The organism is Pseudonocardia sediminis (assembly GCF_004217185.1).
Lineage (GTDB): Bacteria > Actinomycetota > Actinomycetes > Mycobacteriales > Pseudonocardiaceae > Pseudonocardia > Pseudonocardia sediminis.
In genome coordinates this window covers 3727448-3747198 of the sequence record NZ_SHKL01000001.1, presented here as the reverse complement: position 1 = coordinate 3747198, position 19751 = coordinate 3727448, and the positions used below count along the sequence as shown (strand labels likewise).

Sequence of the window (19751 nt, the reverse complement as noted above, 5' to 3'; positions counted from 1 at the left end):
ACGACAGTGCCGCTCGCTGGAGCAGGCCGGCTCAGTAGTCCTCGTGCCAGGCCCGGCCGTCGCGCTCGATCAGGTAGGTCGCCGACGCGGGGCCGTGGCCGCCTGCGGAGTAGGGGCGGGGCTTCTGGTCGGTCTCGGCCCAGGTGTTGAGCACCGGCTCCGCCCACCGCCAGGCGGCCTCGATCTCGTCGCGGCGCATGAACAGGGTCGGATTGCCGCGCAGGACGTCCATCAGCAGGCGCTCGTAGGCGTCCGGGAGACGGTCGCCGAACGTGCGGGCGAACGAGAGGTCCAGCGCGGCCGGGTGCGGGCGGATGCCGCCGGGGCCGGGCTGCTTGGCCGTCATGTGCAGGCGCACGCCCTCGTCCGGCTGCAGGCGCAGGACGAGGCGGTTCGGCGGGATCTCCTCACCGAACGAGGGGAAGATCGAGTGCGGGACGGGCTTGAACTGCACCACGATCTCGGACGCGTGCCGGGCCAGACGCTTGCCGGTGCGCAGGTAGAACGGGACGCCGGCCCAGCGCCAGTTCGCGACCTCGGCGCGCAGGGCGACGAACGTCTCGGTGTCGCTCGGGGTGAGCTCGTTCGGCGTGCCGGCGCGGGACTCGGCCAGCTCGGTGCCGTAGCCGGGGACGGCGGTGCCGTCGACGAGGCCCTCGGTGTACTGCCCGCGGACGGTGTCGCGCACGACGTCCGGCCCGACGAGCGGGCGCAGCGACTGCAGCACCTTGAGCTTCTCGTCGCGCACGCCCTCGCCGTCGATCCGGGCCGGGGGCTCCATCGCGACCAGGCAGAGCAGCTGCAGCAGGTGGTTCTGCACCATGTCGCGCATGGCGCCGGAGCCGTCGTAGTAGTCCGCGCGGCCGCCGACGCCGATCGACTCGGCCACGGTGATCTGCACGTGGTCGATCTGCCCGGCGTTCCACAGCGGCTCGAACAGGGAGTTGCCGAAGCGCAGGACCAGCAGGTTCTGCACCGTCTCCTTACCGAGGTAGTGGTCGATCCGGTAGATCTGCTCCTCGGAGAACACCGAGCCGACCTCGTCGTTGATCGCCTGGGCGGACGCGAGGTCGGTGCCCAGCGGCTTCTCCAGCACGACGCGCGAGGCGTCGTCGACGATGCCGTGGGCGTGGCTGCCGACGCAGATCCGGCCGAACAGCTTCGGCGCCGAGGCCAGGTAGAGCACCCGGATACGGCCCTCCGGCGGGCCGAGCAGGTCCGCGAGCGCCGACCAGTCGTCGTCGGCGACGTCGAGCGTCACGTGGTGCAGGCGGCGCAGGAACGTCTCGTGCACCTCGTCGGACTCGCAGGTCGAGCCGGTCCAGGCCGGGGTGGTGCGGCGGAGCTCGGAGTCGACCTTGTCGCGGTAATCGGCATCGTCGAGACCGGAGCGCGAGACCGCGACGATGCGGGTGTCGGCGTCGAGCTGGCCGTCCCGGTCGCGGAGGTAGAGGGCGGGCAGCAGCTTGCGCATCGCCAGGTCGCCGGTGCCACCGAACACCACGATGTCGGCCGGTTCCATGACGGGAAGGTTCGGCACAGGCCGTCTCCTCCAAGATCGGGTGCCGGTTCGCGGGGGTGCGTATCGGCGTCTTCTGTACTGTACCGGCTGACTTACGTCCTTCAAGCGCCATAAGGGTGTCGGTCGGTCGACACGACGATGGCGGGCGCTCTATGTTTCGACGTAGAACATAGGGATCGACCGTGGAGTGCGCCGTGCCCACCAGCCCGTCCGACGCCGCCGCGACCCTGGCCGCCGGCGCACCGCTGCACCTCCGGTCGGCCGGGGTGAGCGCGGTCGTCGTCCTGCCCGGATTCGAGAAGCCCGGGGACGGCCTGCCGGTCCTGCTGCACTGGGGCGCGGACCTGGGGGAGACGACGCCGGAGGACCTGCGCGAGCTCGCCCGGGCCGCGGTGCCGGCGACGGCGAACAACGAGGTCGGCGTCCCGGTCGTCGCCGGGGTGCTGCCCGAGCACGCGACCGGCTGGAACGGCCGACCCGGGCTGTCCGGGAGCCGCGCGGGCCGGGGGTGGTCGCCGTGGTTCCGCCGGACCGGCGTCTCGGTGAAGTCCGGTTCGGACGGCGGGGACCGGATCGTGGTGTCCGGCCACGACTCCGACGCCGGACTGGACGTCGTCGTCGAGATGGAGCTGCTGCCGTCGGGGCTGCTGCGCCAGCGCGCGACGGTCACCGCCGGCGACCATCCGTCGCGGGTTCCGTACGCGCTGGGCGGGCTCGGGCTCACCGTCCCGCTCCCGCCGGAGGCGACCGAGGTGTTCGACCTGGCCGGTCGCTGGGGACGCGAGCGTGCGCCGCAGCGCCGCGAGCTGACCGTCGGCGTGCACTCGCGGGAGAACCGGCGTGGGCGGACCGGTCCCGACGCCCCGCTGATCCTGGCCGCGGGGACGGCCGGGTTCGGGTTCCGCGGCGGCGAGGTGTGGGCGGTGCACACGGCCTGGTCGGGCAACCACGTCACCTACGCCGAGCGACTGTCCACCGGCGCGTCCGTACTCGGCGGCGGGGAGCTGCTCCTGCCGGGGGAGGTCGTGCTGGCGGCGGGGGAGTCGTACGCGTCACCGTGGCTCTACGCCGCGCACGGGATCGGGCTCGACGCCGTCGCCGCGCAGTTCCACACCCACCTGCGCGCCCGGCCGTCGCACCCGTCGACGCCGCGGCCGGTGGTGGTCAACAACTGGGAGGCGACCTACTTCGACCACGACGTCACCCGCCTGACCGAGCTGGCCCGGCGCGCGGCCGACGTCGGCGCGGAGCGCTTCGTGCTCGACGACGGCTGGTTCCGGCACCGTCGCGACGACACCGCCGGGCTGGGGGACTGGTACGTCGACGAGTCCGTCTGGCCGGACGGGCTGACCCCGTTCGTCGAGACGGTGCGCGGGCTCGGCATGGAGTTCGGGCTGTGGGTGGAGCCGGAGATGGTCAACCCCGACTCCGACCTGGCCCGCGCGCACCCGGACTGGATCCTGGCCACGGGCGGGCGGACGCCGGTGCCGTCGCGGAACCAGCAGGTCCTCGACCTCGCCCACCCCGACGCCTACCGCCACATCCTCGACCGGCTCGACGCGATCCTCTCCGCCGACGCGATCTCGTCGCTGAAGTGGGACCACAACCGCGACCTCGTCGACGCCGGGCACTCCCCGGGCGGCGAACCCGGGGTGCACGCCCAGACCGCCGCGGTCCACCGCCTGCTCGACGAGCTGCGCACCCGCCACCCCGAGGTGGAGATCGAGTCGTGCTCGTCCGGCGGGCTGCGGGTGGACCTGGCGATCCTCGAACGCACCGACCGGGTGTGGGGCAGCGACTGCATCGACGCCCTGGAACGCCAGCAGATCCAGCGCTGGACCGCCCAGCTCCTGCCGCCGGAGCTGATCGGCTCGCACGTCGGCGCGGCGCGGGCGCACACCACGGCCCGCACCCACGACCTGTCGTTCCGGGCCGGGACGGCGCTGTTCTGCTCGTTCGGTATCGAGTGGGACCTGACGGTGGTGTCCGACGACGAGCGGGCCGAGCTGGCGGCGTGGGTGGCGCTCCACAAGGAGCTGCGGCCCCTGCTGCACAGCGGGACCGTCGTGCGGGCGGACTCGCCGGACCCTGCGTCGGCACTGCACGGCGTCGTCGCGGCCGACGGGTCGGAGGCGGTGTTCGCACTGGTCCAGCTCGACGCCCCGCTGACCTCGGTGCCGGGCCGGATCCGCCTGCCCGGACTGGACCCGGACCGCCGCTACCGGGTCACCGCCGCCAACGCCGGTGGCCTTCCCGCGCTGCGGCACCGTCCCCCGCCGTGGGTGGCCGAGGGCGTCACCCTGTCCGGCGCGGCCCTCGGTCACGCCGGCGTCCGGGCCCCGTCCCTGCAGCCGGAGCACCTGGTCCTGCTCCGGGCCACCGCCGTCTGACGGGCCGCATCGGTCGTCAGGACAGGCGGGCGGCACCCTCGGAGGGGGTCGCGGTGAACGTGACGGGGGCGGTCCAGCCGCGGTCGGCGTAGGCCTTCTCCACCGCGCCGCGGACCGCCGGGACGTCGGCGTCGTCGACCAGGGCGATGACGCAGCCCCCGAAGCCGCCGCCGGTCATCCGGGACCCGTGCGCGCCGGCGTCGCGGGCGACCTCGGCGGCGACGTCGACGTGCGGGACGGTGATCTCGAAGTCGTCGCGTATCGACGCGTGCGAGGCGTCCAGGGCGGGACCGATCCGGCGCGGGTCGGCGCCGCCGGCCAGCAGGGCCACGACGTCGCGGACCCGGTCGTTCTCGGTGACGATGTGCCGCGCGCGGCGGCGGATCCGGTCGTCGGTCAGGGCCTCGACGGCCTCGAGGGTCGCGTCCCGCAGCGCGGGCACCCCGAGGGCATCGGCCGCGGCGGCGCAGTCGGAGCGGCGCTCGCCGTACTGCCCGTCGGCGTGCGCGTGCGGGGCCCGGGTGTCGATCACCAGCAGGGTCAGGCCGTGCCCGGAGAGCGGGAACGGGGTCAGCTCGATCGCGTCGTCGCGGGTGTCGAGGAAGACGAGCCGCTCCGGGCGCCCGTGCATCGACGCCATCTGGTCCATCCCGCCGGTGGGCGCGCCGACGAAGTCGTTCTCCGCGCGCCGCGCCAGCACCGCCATCGGCGTCCGGTCGACGCGCACGCCTCCCAGATCGGCGAGCGCCACCCCGACCGCGCACTCCAGGGCCGCCGACGACGACAGCCCCGCCCCGACCGGGACGTCGCTGTCGAGCACCAGGTCCAGCTCCGGCACCGGGTACCCGGCCTCGCGGAACGCCCAGAACATCCCGGCCACGTAGCCGGCCCACCCCGGCAGGTCACCGGGCGCCACGCCCGCCGCGGAGAAGGTGACGGTCTCGGGTTCCTGGGCGCTGGTGACCGTCGACCCGGAACCGGACGCCGGTGCGGCGGCGACCACGGCCCGGTGCGGCAGGGCGAAGGGGAGGACGAACCCGTCGTTGTAGTCGGTGTGCTCGCCGATCAGGTTGACCCGCCCCGGCGCGAACCACACCCCCGCGGGCTCGTGCCCGTGGCGCGACCGGAAACCGGTCGAGACGGCGGCGGCGGTGGGGGTCATCGATGGTCCTCCTGCGGACGGTGGGGTGGTGCTCATCCGACGGGCGCGTCCCCGCGGACGTGGTCCTGGACGGCGACGACGGCGGCCCCGCGGGCCCAGTCGGTGAACCCGAACGGCGCGATCCGCACCGGGACCGGGTCCTGGCCCGGGCCGATCCGCGCGATCTCCTCGTCGAACGCGGCGCGGGAGACCTCGAGCAGCTCGGCGCCCTCGCCGGAGATCAGCACGAGCTCCGGATCGGACAGTGCCGTGACGGCGGTGACCAGCTGGGCGAGCCCGCGCGCGGCGTCGTCGAGCACGGTGCGGGCGCCCGGGTCCCCGGCGCCGGCGAGGCCGAGCAGCTCGGCGTGGGTCACCGGGTGCCCGAGGCGCGCGGCGGCCGCGGCGGTCAGCCCGCCGGTGCCCAGGAGGGCCTGCGCGCAGCCGGGGTGCCCGAGGTCGCAGGGCCCGCCGGGGGCCGAGGCGACCAGCGGCAGGTGACCGATCCGGCCGCCCCGCCCGCGCGCCCCGCAGACCTGCCGGTCGTGCACGACGAGCCCGCAGCCGACCCCGGCTCCGATCGTGACCAGCGCGAACGAGTGCAGCCCGCGGCCCTGGCCGAACCAGTGCTCGGCCGCGGTGAGCGCCCGCACGTCGTTGTCGACTGAGACCGGCACACCGGTCGCCTCGCCCAGCAGCGCCGCCAGCGGGACGGCCCCGGTCCAGCCCAGGAACGGCGAGACGACGACGTCGCGGTGCTCGGTGACCAGCCCGGCGATGCCGACGCCGATCCCGGCCACCGGGCCGTGGGTCCGGGCGAGGTCGTCGACGACGGCGGCGACGCTGCGCACGACATCGTCGGGGGACCGGCCGGGCAGCGCGACGGTGCGGCGGTCCAGCACCGAGGCGCGCAGGTCGGTGACGACGGCGAACAGCTCGTCGGCGGTGATCTTCACGCCCGCGAACCGCACGCCGGTCGGGCGGACGTCGAGGGGGACCGACGGCCGTCCGGTGCTGCGCTGCAGCTCCGGGCCGCCCTCGACGAGCAGGCCGTCGTCGACGAGCGGGCGGGTCAGGCGGGTCAGCGAGCCGGGGGACAGGCCGAGACGGCGGGAGAGCTCGGCGCGCGGGAGCGGGCCGTGGCGCAGTACCTCGACCGCGACGGCGAGCAGGCTGCCGTCCAGACGGCCCCAACCGGTTTCTTCCGACACGGAAGTCACGGGATCACGCTACCCGAGCGACGGCGCGACCCCGGTCCACCCGGCCACGGGAACCCGGGTGACCGGCCCCGGGACCGGTAGGCATGATCGGCCCCATGGACGACCCGATGGCGAACCCGGTCTCGGCCGCACTCCACGGACCGTTGCGCGCCTTCGGCGACCGGCGCGGACGGGCCGTGCGCTTCGACCCCGACGTGTCCCCGTTCGCCGGTCTGCCCGCCGAGCCCGGCGATCAGGACTGGGCCGATCTCGCCGTGCTGGCCGGGCCGGGGGAGACGGTCGTGCTGGCCGGGCCCGGTGCCGTCCCGCCGCAGGGCTGGGAGGTCGTCCGGGCGCTCGACGGCGTGCAGATGGACGGCGCAGCCGTCACGACGGCGACCGACCCCGGGATCGTCGAGCTGGGCGTCGGCGACCGGACCGCGATGGCCGCGCTGGTGGAGCGGACCAAGCCGGGGCCGTGGGGCCCACGCACCGCCGAGCTGGGCACCTACCTGGGCGTCCGGCGCGACGGCGAGCTGGTCGCGATGGCCGGCGAGCGGCTGCGGATCCCGGGCCGGACGGAGATCAGCGCCGTCTGCACCGACCCGTCGGCCCGCGGGCAGGGTCTGGCCGAACGGCTGGTGCGCGCCGTCGCGGCGCGGATCGTGGCGCGGGGGGACCTGCCGATGCTGCACGCGTCCGCGGTCAACGAGCCGGCGCTGCGGGTCTACCGGCGGATGGGGTTCGTGCTCACCCGCCCGATGCGCTTCGACCTGCTCCGGACACCGGTGGGCACACCGGCGGGATGAGCGTTCAGACATCCGGGTCGGACAGCGCGGCGTCGACCGAGGCGGGGGCGAGCACCTCGTCGAGGACGAGGATCGCGCAGCCGGTGACGCCGCTGCGCCCGGACATCAGGCCGGGCTCGATCCGCAGGTCCTGGGTGGCTGCGGCCATCGACTGCCGGTAGATCGCCTCCCGGACACCGGCCACCAGCGGGTCGTAGGCGCCGACCAGGTCACCACCGATCGTCACGACGGCCGGGTTGATCAGGTTCACCGCCGCGGCGAGCACCTCGCCGAGACGCCGCCCGGCGGTGCGGACCAGCCGGACGGCGTCCGGGTCGCCCTGCTTGACCAGCGTGATCACGTCGCCGACGCCGTGCACGTCGCGCCCGGCGGCGGACAGGTCCCGGACCAGGGCGGCGCCGCTGGCCAGCACCTCCAGGCAGTCGACGTTGCCGCAGCCGCAGCCCACGCCCGGACCGTCGTGCACGGGGGTGTGCCCGATCTCCCCGGCCGCGCCCCACGCTCCGCGCTGCAGCCGCCCGCCCGACACCACCCCCGCGCCGACGCCGGTGGACACCTTCACCATCAGCAGGTCGTCCACGCCGGGGTGCGCGGCGTGCTCGGCCAGCGCCATCACGTTCACGTCGTTGTCGACGCGCACCGGCACGGGGAAGCGCCCGGAGAGCAGCGGCGGCAGCGACACGCCCTCCCAGCCGGGCAGGGCCGGGACGCCGATGCTGCTGCCCGACCCGCCGTCGACGGTGCCCGGAATGCTCACGCCGATCCCGCGGATCCCGGACTCGGCGGCGCCCGCGGTGGCCAGCAGCCTCTCCAGCACCGGGATCGCGGCGGCGATCAGCTTCTCCGGCCCGACCGACGCGGGCTGGTCGAGGACGTCCTCGGCGATCACCTCGCCGGTGAGGTCGCAGATCGCGGCCTTGGTGCGGCTGACGCCGATCGGGAGTGCGAGCACGGTGCCGCCGGTGGCGTGGAAGACGAGACGTGCGGCCGGGCGCCCACCGGTGGCCGCGGCGCCGACGACCTCGGTGACCAGGCCCTCGGCGAGCAGCCGGTCCACACGCGCCGCGACAGCGGTCCGCGACAGGCCGGTGGCACGGCCGATCTCGGTCCGGGTGCCGGCCTCGCCGTCACGGACCAGCCGGAAGATCTCGCCTGCGGTCGCGGGCGCGGTGGTGGGGGTGCGTCCTCGCATTTGACCAGTAGACCATGTGAGTTTGACCTGGGCTAACGCAGATGTCGGACCAGTAACGTCTTGTGAGTACTGAAGTAGCGCTCTAGAGTGCTCATTGCACGGTTCGACCCACCGCTTCCTCAGGAGACCGACGCACCGTGACCTTTCTTCCGACCGCCACCGGCGGCTCCACGAACGAGATGCACCCGATCGTCGCCGCCGTCACCGACCGGATCCGCACCCGCTCCGCAGCCCGCCGCTCCGCCTACCTCCGGCGCGTCCGCGCCGCCGGCTCCACCCCGGACGCCGCCACCGGCGCGAGTGGACCCAGCCGTGACGACCTGGGATGCGCCAACCTCGCGCACGGGGTCGCCGCCTGCGGGCCGGACAAGCTGACGCTCACCGCGTCGCCCGCCCGCAACGTCGCGATCGTGACCGCCTACAACGACATGCTCTCGGCCCACCAGCCGTTCGAGACCTACCCGGCCCGGATCAAGCGGGCCGCCCGTGCCGCGGGCGGGGTCGCCCAGGTCGCCGGCGGCGTCCCCGCCATGTGCGACGGCATCACCCAGGGCCGCGAGGGCATGGAGCTCTCGCTGTTCAGCCGCGACGTGATCGCCATGTCCACCGCGGTCGCCCTGTCGCACGACATGTTCGACGGTGCGGTGCTGCTGGGGGTCTGCGACAAGATCGTCCCCGGGCTGGTGATGGGGGCGCTGTCGTTCGGGCACCTCCCCGTCGTCCTGGCCCCGGCCGGTCCGATGACCTCCGGGCTGCCGAACAAGGAGAAGGCCCGCGTCCGCCAGCTGTTCGCCGAGGGGAAGGTCGGCCGCGACGAGCTCCTGGAAGCCGAGTCGAAGAGCTACCACGGCCCCGGGACCTGCACGTTCTTCGGCACCGCGAACTCCAACCAGCTGCTGATGGAGGTCATGGGCCTGCACCTGCCGGGCGCGAGCTTCGTCAACCCGGGCACCCCGCTGCGCGACGCGCTGACCGACGAGGCCGCGCGCCGGGCGCTGGACCCGGCGACCACGCCGATGGGCGAGGTCGTCGACGAGAACGCCGTCGTCAACGGGGTGGTGGCGCTGCTGGCCACCGGCGGCTCGACGAACCACACCATGCACCTGGTCGCGATGGCCGCCGCCGCGGGCGTCGAGCTGACCTGGGACGACTTCTCCGACCTGTCCGCGGTCGTGCCGCAGCTGACCCGGATCTACCCGAACGGCACCGCCGACATCAACCACTTCCAGGCCGCCGGCGGCATGTCGCTGCTGATCCGCGAGCTGCTCGGCGCCGGGATGCTGCACGACGACGTCGACACCGTCGCGGGGCACGGCCTGCACCACTACACCGAGGAGCCCTTCCTCGACGGTGACGGCGGCCTGGTCTGGCGCGACGGCCCGACCGAGAGCCTGGACAAGACCGTCCTGCGCGGCGTCGCGGACCCGTTCGCCCCGGACGGCGGCCTGCGCCTGCTGGACGGCAACCTCGGACGGGCCGTGGTCAAGACCTCCGCCGTCGAGGCCGACCACCGGGTCGTCGTGGCGCCCGCGCGGGTGTTCGACGACCAGGCCGAGCTGCTCGACGCGTTCGGCCGTGGCGAGCTCGACGCCGACATGGTCGCCGTCGTCCGCTACCAGGGCCCCCGCGCCAACGGGATGCCGGAGCTGCACAAGCTCACCCCGGCGCTCGGCGTGCTGCAGGACCGCGGCCACCGGGTCGCGGTCGTCACCGACGGCCGGATGTCCGGCGCGTCGGGCAAGGTCCCGGCGGCGCTGCACGTCACCCCGGAGGCCGCGCAGGGCGGGCCGCTGGGGAAGGTCCGCGACGGCGACATGATCCGTCTGGACGCCGAGACCGGCACGCTCTCGCTGCTGGTCGACGCCGACGAGTTCGACTCCCGCGACGTGGCGATCCCGCCGGTGACGGAGACGTTCGGGACCGGCCGCGAGCTGTTCGCCGCGTTCCGCGACGCCGTCGGACCGGCCGAGCGGGGCGCGAGCGTCGCCCTGCGCGACGCGTGACCGCCCCCGTTCTCCCGACTTCGAAGGACACGACCCCGATGACCACGACCACCCCGTCCCGCCCGATCACGGGCTCGCTGCTCGACCTCGCCCCGGTCGTCCCCGTGGTGGTGATCTCCGACCCCGCGACCGCCGTGCCGCTGGCCCGGGCGCTGGTCGCCGGCGGGCTGCCGGTGATCGAGGTGACGCTGCGGACCGCGGCCGCGCTGGAGGCCACCCGCCGGATCGCCCAGGAGGTGCCGGACGCCGTCGTCGGCGTGGGCACCATCCGCACCGCCCTGCAGGTCCGCGAGGCGCTCTCCGCCGGCGCAGGGTTCCTGGTCAGCCCCGGCGCGACGCCGTCGCTGCTGGACGCGATGGACGAGTCCGGGCTGCCCTACCTGCCCGGCGTCAGCACGATCTCGGAGATGCTCGCCGTCGCCGAGCGCGGCGTCACGGAGATGAAGTTCTTCCCGGCCGAGGCCGCCGGCGGGCGACCGTTCCTCAAGGCCGTCTCCGGGCCCCTGCCCGACCTGCGGTTCTGCCCGACCGGCGGGATCACCGTCGACTCGGCGCCGGACTACCTCGCGCTGGGCAACGTCGGCTGCGTCGGCGGGTCGTGGCTGACCCCGTCCGACGCCGTCGCGGCGGGGGACTGGGACCGCGTCACCGACCTGGCGTCGCAGGCGGCCGCGCTGCGCTGACCAGCGGCCGCTCCGCCCGGGCGCACCTCTCGCACGCGACACCGTGTCCTCGCACGCGACATTCCGCGTGCGACGGCACGGTTTCCGGTGCGGCGTCGGCGATCGCGGCCCGGCCCGCGTCCACGACGGGTGGCACCGGCCGGGCTCGACTAGGGTGGGCTGCGGTGTGCCGGGAAGTCTGGTCGGCGGTCGTCCCGTCGTGTCCGGACCCACCCGAGGAGCCCCGTGAGCCCCGCACCGTCCCGCCTGTTCGCCCGAGGATCCTGGCCCGAGGCCTCCCGGATCGGCGACGTCCTGCGCGCCGAGACCGTCGGCGGGGCCCTGCTGGTCGTGGCCGCCGTGCTCGCCCTGATCTGGGCGAACTCGCCGTGGCGCGAGGCCTACACCGCCCTCGGCTCGCTGACCGTCGGCCCGGCCGCCCTGGGGCTGGACCTGTCACTGTCCACCTGGGCCGCGGACGGTCTGCTGGCGATCTTCTTCTTCGTCGCCGGGCTGGAGCTCAAGCGCGAGTTCGTCGCCGGTGACCTGCGGGACCCCCGCCGGGCGGTGCTCCCGGTGGCCGCCGCCGTCGGCGGGATGGCGGTCCCGGCACTGATCTACACCGCCGTCAACCTCTCCGCCCCGGGCGCCGGCGCGGGTTGGGCGATCCCGACCGCGACCGACATCGCGTTCGCCCTCGCCGTGCTGGCCGTGATCGGGTCCAGCCTGCCGGCGGCGCTGCGCACGTTCCTGCTGACGCTCGCCGTCGTCGACGACCTGCTGGCCATCACGATCATCGCGATCTTCTACACCGACGACCTGGCCGTCGTCCCGCTGCTGCTCGCGGTCCTGCCCCTGGCCCTGTTCACGGTCCTCGTGCAGCACCGGGTGCGCTCGTGGTGGCTCCTGCTGCCGCTCGCGCTCGCGACGTGGGGCCTGGTGCACGAGTCCGGGGTGCACGCCACGGTCGCCGGGGTGCTGCTCGGGTTCGCCGTCCCGGTGATCCGGCGACGGCAGGGGCCCGGGCCGGGTCTGGCCGAGCACTTCGAGCACCGGTGGCGCCCGCTCTCGAGCGGGTTCGCCGTCCCCGTGTTCGCGTTCTTCGCCGCCGGCGTCTCGATCGTCGACGGCGGCGGTCTCGGCGCCGCGCTGGGCGACACGATCACGCTCGGGATCATCGGCGGTCTGGTGGCCGGCAAGGCGGTGGGCGTGCTCGGCGCTACGTGGGCGGTGCAGCGGTTCACCCGCGCCCGCCTCGCCGACGAGCTGGGCTGGTGGGACGTCGTCGGGCTGTCGTTGCTGGCCGGGATCGGCTTCACGGTGTCGCTGCTGATCGGCGAGCTGGCGTTCGGGACCGGGACACCGCAGGACGACCACGTCAAGATCGGGGTGCTGCTCGGGTCGCTGCTCTCGGCGGCACTGGCGACGGTGGTCCTGAGGGTCCGCAACGCCCACCACCGGCGGGTCACCGCCGCGGAGACGCTCGACGCGGACGGCGACGGCGTCCCGGACGTGTACGAGGATCCCGGCCGGTAGGAGCCGTGTCCACGGTTGTGTGCACTTTCGCCGTGCGGTTACCCGAGGTGCTGTCCCTGCGCGAGTTCCGCGGCGCCCTGGCCTCCACACTCAGACAGGTCCAGGAACCCGACGCCGAGCCCGTCTTCGTCGGCTCCCACCGCAAGGCCTCGGCCGTGGTGATGTCGGTCGAGTACTACCGGGGCCTGGTCGACGCCGCGAACCGGCGCGCCGACGTCGCCGAGGCACTGGCCTCCGTCCGCCCCGAGGGCATCGAGCCCGGCCCGGCCGGTCTGGTCCGTCTGTACGAGATCGCCGAGGGCCGGATGACCACCGCCGAGGCACGCGCCGCCGTCCGGGCCCGCCACGGTCGGTGACCGACCCCTACCTCGACCTCGACGCCGGGGCCCTGCAGAACCGGCTCGGCATCACCGATTCCGCCGAACTCGCCCAGGACGAGGTCGAGCTCAGCGCCCTGCGCCTGATCGAGCTGCGTGCCGAGCCGCTGCCCGGCGCCTACGACCTCGACCACCTGCAGGACGTCCTGACGACGCTGCTGGCCCGGCTGAACCTCCTGCACCCGTTCCGCGAGGGAAACGGCCGCACCCAGCGCGCGTTCCTCGCCCAGCTCGCCACCGACGCCGGCTACCTGCTCCGGTGGACGGCGATGGACCGCGAGCAGAACATCGCGGCGAGCCGGGCCGCCCACGACGGTGACCTGCAGCCACTGAGGGCGATGCTCGCCCCGCTGGTGCATCCGCTCGACGAGCTCCCACACGGCGAGCCGGACAGCCGGTGACCGGGGTCAGCGGTGGTCGGCCTGCTCGTTGGCCCAGCGCATCGCGGCCGGCGCCACACCGCGGCGGATCGGGTTCCAGGCGCCGGGGTCGGGTGCGGTGCAGGCCCGCGCGTGCACCGCGGACTGCAGCCGCCGGACCTCGCCGCTCTCGCCGTCGGTGACGCGGTGCGGGATCAGCCGCATCGGTTCGGAGGAGCGGTCGATCTCCGACCAGCAACGCTCGCAGACCAGGGTCGTCATGCGGCCCTCCGTCGTTGCCCGGCGCCGCCGGAGTGGACCAGGGCGGGGCAGCTCGGGGCGGTGTGGACCGTCGCGTCGTTCCAGACGACGTCGCCGTAGCGGTCGGCGTGCGAGATGTGGGCGAGGCGGAAGAAGTCCTCGCGGTCCGGGTCGATCGGCCCGTAGCAACGCTCGCAGAGCAGGGTCATCGTTCACCCTCCGGATCTCGGCGCGCAGCAGCGCGGAGTGGTTCGGAGCGCGTGTGGTGCCGCGCGATCAACAGTGACAGCGGACGGGACCGACGATGTCCCTGTCTCAGGCTGACACACTGATCCCCTTGACGTCGCCTCCGGCCGGCGTGGTCTTGCGCACGACACGAGTTCCGTCGGACCCGCGGTATACCCTCGACAGCGAGTTACAGCGGTGTCATTACCGGTGCCACGTCTGGAGGCGGCCTGATGCGACTCGTGCACGCCGCCGACCTGCACCTGGACAGCCCGCTGCTGGGCCTGGCCCGTCTCGGCGACTCCGACCTGGCCGACACGCTGCGCGCCGCGACCCGCCGGGCGTGCGAGAACCTGGTCGACGAGGTCATCGCGCAGGAGGCCGACGCGCTGCTGCTGGCCGGCGACGTCTACGACGGCAACTGGCGCGACTACGCGACCGGCGCGTTCTTCGTCCGCCAGCTCTCCCGGCTGCACGACGAGGGCGTCCCGGTCTTCCTGATCAACGGCAACCACGACGCCGAGTCCGAGATCACCCGTTCGCTGCGGCTGCCGCCGAACACCCACCGCCTGTCGGTCGACGAGCCGGAGACGGTCGTGCTCGACGACCTCGGCCTGGCCGTGCACGGGCAGGGCTTCGCCCGCCGCGCCGTGCTGGAGAACCTGGTCCCGGCCTACCCGGACCGGATCCGTGGGCTGGTCAACGCCGGGATGCTGCACACCTCGGTGCAGGGCGACCTGCGCCACGACACCTACGCACCCTGCCGCCCCGAGGACCTCTCCGGCTGCGGGTACGAGTACTTCGCGCTCGGCCACATCCACGAGCAGAAGATCGTCTGCGACGGGCCGCACGTGGCCGCGTTCTCCGGGAACCTGCAGGGCCGCCACCCCAAGGAGACCGGGGCGAAGGGGGCGCTGGTCGTCGACGTGGAGCCGGGGGAGGCCGCCCGGCTCTCGCCGCTGACGCTCGACGTCGCGCGCTGGGAGCTGGTCGAGGTCGCCACCGACGACTGCCGCGACGCCGACGAGGTGCTCGACGCCGTCGAGGTCGCCGTGCGGGAGCGGTGCGTGCAGGCCGCGCCCCGCGCCGTCGTCGTACAGGTGACGCTGACCGGGGCCACCGCGGCCGCGCCGGGGCTGGTCGAGGCGGAGTGGCTGCGCTCGGAGATCGAGCTGCTGGCCGCCAAGGCCGGTGCGGTGGTGGAGAAGATCCGCAACCGGACCCGTCCGCCCGCGGACGCCCTGCGCGTCGACCCGGAGCTGACCGGAGCGGTGGCCGCGGCGGCGTCCGGGCTGGTCGGCGACCCGGACCGGGTCCGCGAGCTGGCCGCCCCGCTGGAGCGCGAGATCGGACGGCGGCTGCGTGAGGCGGGCCTGCTGGACCTGCGCGACACCGACCGTCTGGAGTCCCTGGCCCGGCAGGCCGAGCAGCAGCTGCTGGCCCAGCTCGCGGGCGCCGGCGGTGAGGACGCCGCGTGCTGATCCGGTCGCTGACGCTGCAGCGCTACGGCGGGTACGAGAACCGCGAGCTGACGCTGGGGCCCGGCCTGACGATCGTCACCGGGCCGAACGAGGCGGGCAAGACCACGCTGCTCGACGCGCTGTCGGACCTGCTGTGGGGGATGCCGCGCCCGGTCCGCAACGCGTGGGCGTTCAGCCCGGCCCGGCTCGGTATCGCCGCGCGGACCGAGTGCGGGGGCCGTGAGGTGACGGTCCGGCGCACCACCCGCGGTCTGTTCTCCTCCCGCGAGGACGAGCCGGACGCCCCCTACGACGCGCCGTGGGGCCCCGGTGGCGCGGACGCCCGCAAGCGGTGGCGGCAGGGCTTCGGCCTGGGGCACGAGGACCTGCGCGAGGGCGGACGACGGCTGTGCGCCGGTGGCGGCGACCTGGCCGAGCTGGTGTTCACCGCCCGCAGCGGACGGGACGTGCGGGCCGTCGTCGGGGCGCTGGACGGCGAGGCCGACAAGCTGTTCAAGGAGCACAAGGGCAACAAGACGGTCGAGGTGCGGGCCGCGATGGGCCGCTACGAGCAGACCGAGAGCGCCGCCGCGGAGCAGATGGCCAAGGCCGGAGAGGTCACCGCGCTGGTCGAGGAGATCGGGCGTCTGGAGCGGCGGGCCGCCGAGCTGGCCCGGTCCCGCTCGCTCGCCGCGACCGGCAGCGACCGGGCCCGGCAGGCCGTCCGCGGGCACGAGCCCGCCCGGGTGCTGGCGGCGCTGCGCGCCGAGCGTGCGGCGCTGGAGGCGTCCGGGGTGGTGCTCGACGCCGGGCGGCTCGAGGAGTTCGAGCTCGCCTCGGCCGAGCTGGACACGGCCTCCGACGAGCTCGCCGAGCACCGCGCCTCGGCCGAGGACCTGCGGGAACGGCGCTCCGCCCTGGACGTCGACGACCGTCTGGTCGCCGACGCGCCGCGGGTGCGGGAGCTGGACTCCGCCGCCCAGGCCCGTGCGGCCGACGCCGAGCGGGCGGCCGCCCTGCGCGCTGAGGCGGCCGACGACTACCGCCGCGCCGAGGAGGCGCTGGCCGGTCTCGTCGCCGAGGACGGCCGCAGCGCGGCGCAGCGCCTGGCCGCGGTGCACCTGCCTGCCGACCGTGCGCGCGACCTGGACGCCCTGGCCGACGCCCTGCGCGGCGCCGACGCGGAGACCGACCGCGCCGAGGAGACGCACCGGGCGGCGCTGGCCGAGGTCCGCTCCGCCGCCGACGGCGCCGCGGGGCTGGACCTCGACCGGGTCGGGCGGGTCGCCGAGGTCCGGCAGGCGATCGAGGCCGAGGGCTCCGCGGCGGCGCTGAGCCGGGTCGCGATCACCGAACGGGCCCGCGCCCGGACCCGTCGCGCCGAGGCGCTCGCCGCGGCCGGGCACACGGGCGGCGGCGCACCGGCCGGGACCGGGCGCCACGCCGAGAAGGCGAGCGGCGCCGCGGCCGAGCCCCCGGGGCTGTTCGAGGCCGACGCGCCGATCTCCGTCCCGCCCGCCCGTGACGTACGCAGGCTGCGCTCCGCCCTGCGCACGGCCGAGCAGGACACGGCGGCCGCCGCGCGGGACGCCGGGACCGCCCGCGACCGGGTCCGGACGGCGACCGAGGCGCGCGACGCCGTCGCCGCGCAGGGCCGCCCGGTCGACGCCGGCACGCTGTCCGGGGCCCGCGAGGAACGGGACCGCCAGGTCGCGGCGCTGGTCGAGGTGCTGCGCGGCGAGATCGACGCCGCGGACCTGGCCGGGGCCGCCGCGCGGGTGGAGCGCGCGATCGGGGCGGCGGACCGGGTCGCCGACGACATGATCGACTCCGCGGACCGGGTCGCCGACCTGGCCCACCGCGAGGCCGAGCTCTCCACCGCCCGCGACGCGCTGACCGTCGCCGAGGAGGCCGCCGAGACCGCGGGGCGGGCACAGCGCGAGGCCGAGGCCGGGTGGGCGGCGCTCTGGACCGGGCACGGCGTCGCGACGCCGGAGCCGGACGAGGCCGACGCGGTCTGCGCCGCCCTCGCCGACGCGGTCCGCGCGCAGGGTGAGATCGACGAGGCCGACGAGCGGCTGGAACGGCTCTCCGGCCAGGCCCGCACCCAGCAGGAGGCCCTCGCCGTCGCGCTCGCCGGGGCGGGCCGCACGCGGGCCGGCGCGGACCTGGACACACTGCTGGTCGCCGCCGCCGACCTGGCCGCCGAGGCCGACCGCGCCCGCGACCGCCGCGTGCTGCTGGCCCGCCTGCGTGCCGACGCCGAGCGCGCCGGTGGCGCCGCCGACGCGGCCCGGCACGAGCGGGACCGGGCCGCGCTGCGCTGGCGTTTCGCCCTGGGCTCCGCCGGGCTGCCGGCCGACCTGGAGCCCGACGGGTGGGCGACACGGCGCGACACCGTCGCCGACGCGCAAGACGCCGGCGCGCACGCCCGTCGCTGCGAGGCCGAGGCCGCAACCCTGCAGAAGGCCGTCGACGCGCACCGCAGGGCCGTCGCGACGCTGGTGCGGACCCACCTGCACGGCGCCGCGGCCGCCGAGGCCGACCCGCAGGCGCGGCTGTCCGAGCTCGCCGACCGTGTCCGCGAGGTCACCGCCGCGGCCGTATCCGCCGCACACCTCGACGACGCGATCGCCGCCGCCGAGGACGCCGCCGTCCGTGCCGCCCGCGCCGCCGCGTCGTCGCGCTCGGTGCTCGACCGCCTCGCCGTCGAGCTGGCCCTGACCGAGACCCTCGACGACGGCGGGATGGAGGCGGCCGCCGAGCGCGGCGCCCGTGCCGTCGAGCTGGACCACCACATCGCCGAGGCCGCACGCCTGCTCGCCGCGGCCGCCCCCGACCTCGACGCCGACGAGCTGGTCGCCTCCGCCCCGGAGACCGAGACCGGCGCGCTGGACGAGACGCGGGCCCGCAGCGAGGAGACCGAGCGCGAGCTGGAGGTCGCCCACGCCGACGTCCGCGAGCAGCTCGGCGGGCTGCGCGCCCGTCGCCGCGAGCTGGAGGGCGCCGACGAGGCCGCGCTGCTGCACGCCGAGGCCCAGGAGCACCTGGCCCGCGCCGCGGACGCCGCCGAGCGCTACCTGGTGGTGCACCTGCAGCGGGAGATCCTGCGCCGCGAGCTGGACAGCTACGAGCGCACCCACGCCTCGCCGCTGCTCGTCGACGCCGGACGGCTGCTGGAACGGCTCACCAGCGGGCGGTTCGTCGCGCTGCGCCCACCCGCGGACGTCGCCGCCGGGGGCCGGAGCCTGGTCGCGGTCCGCGCCGACGGCGAGGAGCTGGCGCCGTCGCGCCTGTCGGAGGGCACCGCGGACCAGGTGCACCTCGCGCTGCGCCTGGCCGGGATCGGGCAGCTGCAGGCCGACCGCGCCGCGTCCGGGCTGCCGCCGGTCCCGGTGGTGCTCGACGACGTCCTGATGACCTTCGACGACGAGCGCGCCGTCGCCGCGACCGGTGTCCTCGCCGAGCTGGCACGCGACTACCAGGTGCTGCTGTTCACCCACCACGACCATCTCGTCGCGCTCGCCGACCGGGCCGGTCAGGACTTCACCGTCGCCACGCTGTCCCCGCCGGCGCAGGTCGACACGGTCGTCGACCCGGACGCCGCACGCGCCACCCCGGTGGCCGGCTGACCCGATACCGGCGGGTGGCGGAGCGGTGGCGCGGTGTGATCGCGGGTGCGGGAGGATCGAGGGGTGAGTGAACGGATGGACCCCTCCGGCCGGACCTTCGAGATCACCGACGGGGACGCGCACGCCGTCGTCTACGAGGTCGGGGCCACCCTCGGCGGGTTCACCTCCGGCGGTCTGAACCGCACGGAGCCGTACCCGCCCACGCAGCGCCCGCCGAAGGGCGCCGGGGCCGTCCTGGCGCCGTGGCCGAACCGCGTCCGGGCCGGGCAGTGGTCCCATGACGGTGTCGCGCAACAGCTCCCGCTCACCGAGCCGGACGCCGGCAACGCCATCCACGGCCTGCTCCGCCACGTTGCGTGGCAGTGCGACCAGCACGTCTCCGACGGCGTGACCCTCTCCGCGGTCGCGACCGTGCAGCCGGGCTGGCCGCAGCCGGTCCGCGTCGCCGTGACCTACTCGCTCGAGAACGGCGGCCTGGTCGTCTCCACCACCGCGACCAACCTCGGCGACGGACCCGTGCCGTTCGGGCTCGGTTTCCACCCCTACCTGCGCGTCGGTGACATCCCGACCGACGAGCTCGCCCTCGCCCTCGGCGCGCACACCGAGCTGCCGCTGACCGACCAGCTCCCCGACGGCGACGAGCACCCCCTCGCCGGCGCCGACCCGCTGCGCACCGGCCTGGTGCTGGCCGGGGAGGTCCTCGACGCCGCCTACGGCGGGTGCGCCCCGGCCGACGGCGACACCCTGGTGCGGCACCGCCTCACCGCCGCCGACGACCAGGGCACCGAGCTGTGGGCGGACCCGGCGTTCGGCTGGGTGCAGGTGTTCACCTCGGACGAGCTCACCGGTCACGGGCGGGCCGTCGCCGTCGAGCCGATGACGTGCCCGCCGGACGCCCTGAACTCCGGCACCGACCTCGTGACGCTGGAGCCGGAGAAGTCCTGGACCGCGGCCTGGGGCCTGCGCCCGATCGCCTGACGCGG

Annotated in this window: 16 protein-coding genes; 10 read left to right on the top strand and 6 right to left on the bottom strand. The window is 75.4% G+C overall.

The window, feature by feature from the left end; all coding sequences use genetic code 11:
• Positions 1-31 precede the first annotated feature (31 nt).
• Positions 32-1540 (bottom strand): glucose-6-phosphate dehydrogenase, encoded by a 1509-nt coding sequence (gene zwf, locus EV383_RS17250; RefSeq protein ID WP_242623158.1) that lies wholly within the window; start codon positions 1538-1540, stop codon positions 32-34.
• Positions 1541-1716: 176 nt separating this feature from the next.
• Between zwf and EV383_RS17245 the strand changes: the two genes are divergently transcribed.
• Positions 1717-3912 carry an alpha-galactosidase gene (locus EV383_RS17245; protein ID WP_207223560.1) on the top strand — a complete coding sequence of 732 codons (2196 nt, stop codon included), beginning with the start codon at positions 1717-1719 and terminating at the stop codon, positions 3910-3912.
• 16 nt (positions 3913-3928) lie between these two features.
• Here the strand turns inward: EV383_RS17245 and galK are convergent, their stop codons facing one another.
• Positions 3929-5074: a galactokinase gene (gene galK / locus EV383_RS17240; RefSeq protein WP_130290859.1), complete on the bottom strand. Its 1146-nt coding sequence runs from the start codon at positions 5072-5074 to the stop codon at positions 3929-3931.
• A 32-nt stretch (positions 5075-5106) separates the two neighbouring features.
• Positions 5107-6273 carry an ROK family transcriptional regulator gene (locus EV383_RS17235; protein WP_207223559.1) on the bottom strand — a complete coding sequence of 389 codons (1167 nt, stop codon included), beginning with the start codon at positions 6271-6273 and terminating at the stop codon, positions 5107-5109.
• A gap of 95 nt (positions 6274-6368) precedes the next feature.
• Here EV383_RS17235 and EV383_RS17230 point away from each other — a divergent pair, with 95 nt between their 5' ends.
• Entirely contained in the window at positions 6369-7061 is a 693-nt protein-coding gene (locus tag EV383_RS17230; protein ID WP_130290858.1) for a GNAT family N-acetyltransferase, read from the top strand.
• Positions 7062-7065: 4 nt separating this feature from the next.
• Here the strand turns inward: EV383_RS17230 and EV383_RS17225 are convergent, their stop codons facing one another.
• A complete protein-coding gene (locus EV383_RS17225; protein WP_130290857.1) occupies positions 7066-8253 on the bottom strand; it encodes an ROK family transcriptional regulator in 1188 nt (395 codons plus the stop codon).
• Between the two features lie 179 nt (positions 8254-8432).
• On the opposite strand from EV383_RS17225, the gene edd reads away from it, so the two are divergent.
• From edd to EV383_RS17200, 5 genes are all read left to right on the top strand, one after another.
• The gene (edd, locus tag EV383_RS17220; RefSeq protein ID WP_130294609.1) at positions 8433-10256 is read left to right on the top strand and encodes a phosphogluconate dehydratase; all 1824 of its coding nucleotides are present in this window, start codon (positions 8433-8435) and stop codon (positions 10254-10256) included.
• A gap of 38 nt (positions 10257-10294) precedes the next feature.
• A complete protein-coding gene (locus EV383_RS17215) occupies positions 10295-10939 on the top strand; it encodes a bifunctional 4-hydroxy-2-oxoglutarate aldolase/2-dehydro-3-deoxy-phosphogluconate aldolase (protein WP_130290856.1) in 645 nt (214 codons plus the stop codon).
• A gap of 225 nt (positions 10940-11164) precedes the next feature.
• Positions 11165-12454: a Na+/H+ antiporter NhaA gene (gene nhaA, locus EV383_RS17210; protein WP_130290855.1), complete on the top strand. Its 1290-nt coding sequence runs from the start codon at positions 11165-11167 to the stop codon at positions 12452-12454.
• A 32-nt stretch (positions 12455-12486) separates the two neighbouring features.
• Positions 12487-12810 (top strand): antitoxin VbhA family protein, encoded by a 324-nt coding sequence (locus EV383_RS17205; RefSeq protein ID WP_130290854.1) that lies wholly within the window; start codon positions 12487-12489, stop codon positions 12808-12810.
• The gene (locus tag EV383_RS17200; RefSeq protein ID WP_130290853.1) at positions 12807-13232 is read left to right on the top strand and encodes a Fic/DOC family protein; all 426 of its coding nucleotides are present in this window, start codon (positions 12807-12809) and stop codon (positions 13230-13232) included. Before EV383_RS17205 ends, EV383_RS17200 begins: the two co-directional genes overlap by 4 nt.
• A 6-nt stretch (positions 13233-13238) precedes the next feature.
• Here EV383_RS17200 and EV383_RS17195 read toward each other — a convergent pair whose 3' ends face one another.
• Both EV383_RS17195 and EV383_RS17190 read right to left on the bottom strand, forming a co-directional pair.
• Positions 13239-13472 carry a hypothetical protein gene (locus EV383_RS17195; RefSeq protein WP_130290852.1) on the bottom strand — a complete coding sequence of 78 codons (234 nt, stop codon included), beginning with the start codon at positions 13470-13472 and terminating at the stop codon, positions 13239-13241.
• Positions 13469-13660 (bottom strand): hypothetical protein, encoded by a 192-nt coding sequence (locus EV383_RS17190; RefSeq protein ID WP_130290851.1) that lies wholly within the window; start codon positions 13658-13660, stop codon positions 13469-13471. Before EV383_RS17190 ends, EV383_RS17195 begins: the two co-directional genes overlap by 4 nt.
• A 249-nt stretch (positions 13661-13909) precedes the next feature.
• Here EV383_RS17190 and EV383_RS17185 point away from each other — a divergent pair, with 249 nt between their 5' ends.
• From EV383_RS17185 to EV383_RS17175, 3 genes are all read left to right on the top strand, one after another.
• A complete protein-coding gene (locus EV383_RS17185; RefSeq protein ID WP_130290850.1) occupies positions 13910-15157 on the top strand; it encodes a metallophosphoesterase family protein in 1248 nt (415 codons plus the stop codon).
• Positions 15151-18768: an AAA family ATPase gene (locus EV383_RS17180; protein WP_130290849.1), complete on the top strand. Its 3618-nt coding sequence runs from the start codon at positions 15151-15153 to the stop codon at positions 18766-18768. Before EV383_RS17185 ends, EV383_RS17180 begins: the two co-directional genes overlap by 7 nt.
• 63 nt (positions 18769-18831) lie before the next feature.
• Positions 18832-19746, top strand: coding sequence for an aldose 1-epimerase family protein (locus tag EV383_RS17175; RefSeq protein WP_130290848.1), 915 nt, complete (start codon positions 18832-18834; stop codon positions 19744-19746).
• Positions 19747-19751: the final 5 nt, after the last annotated feature.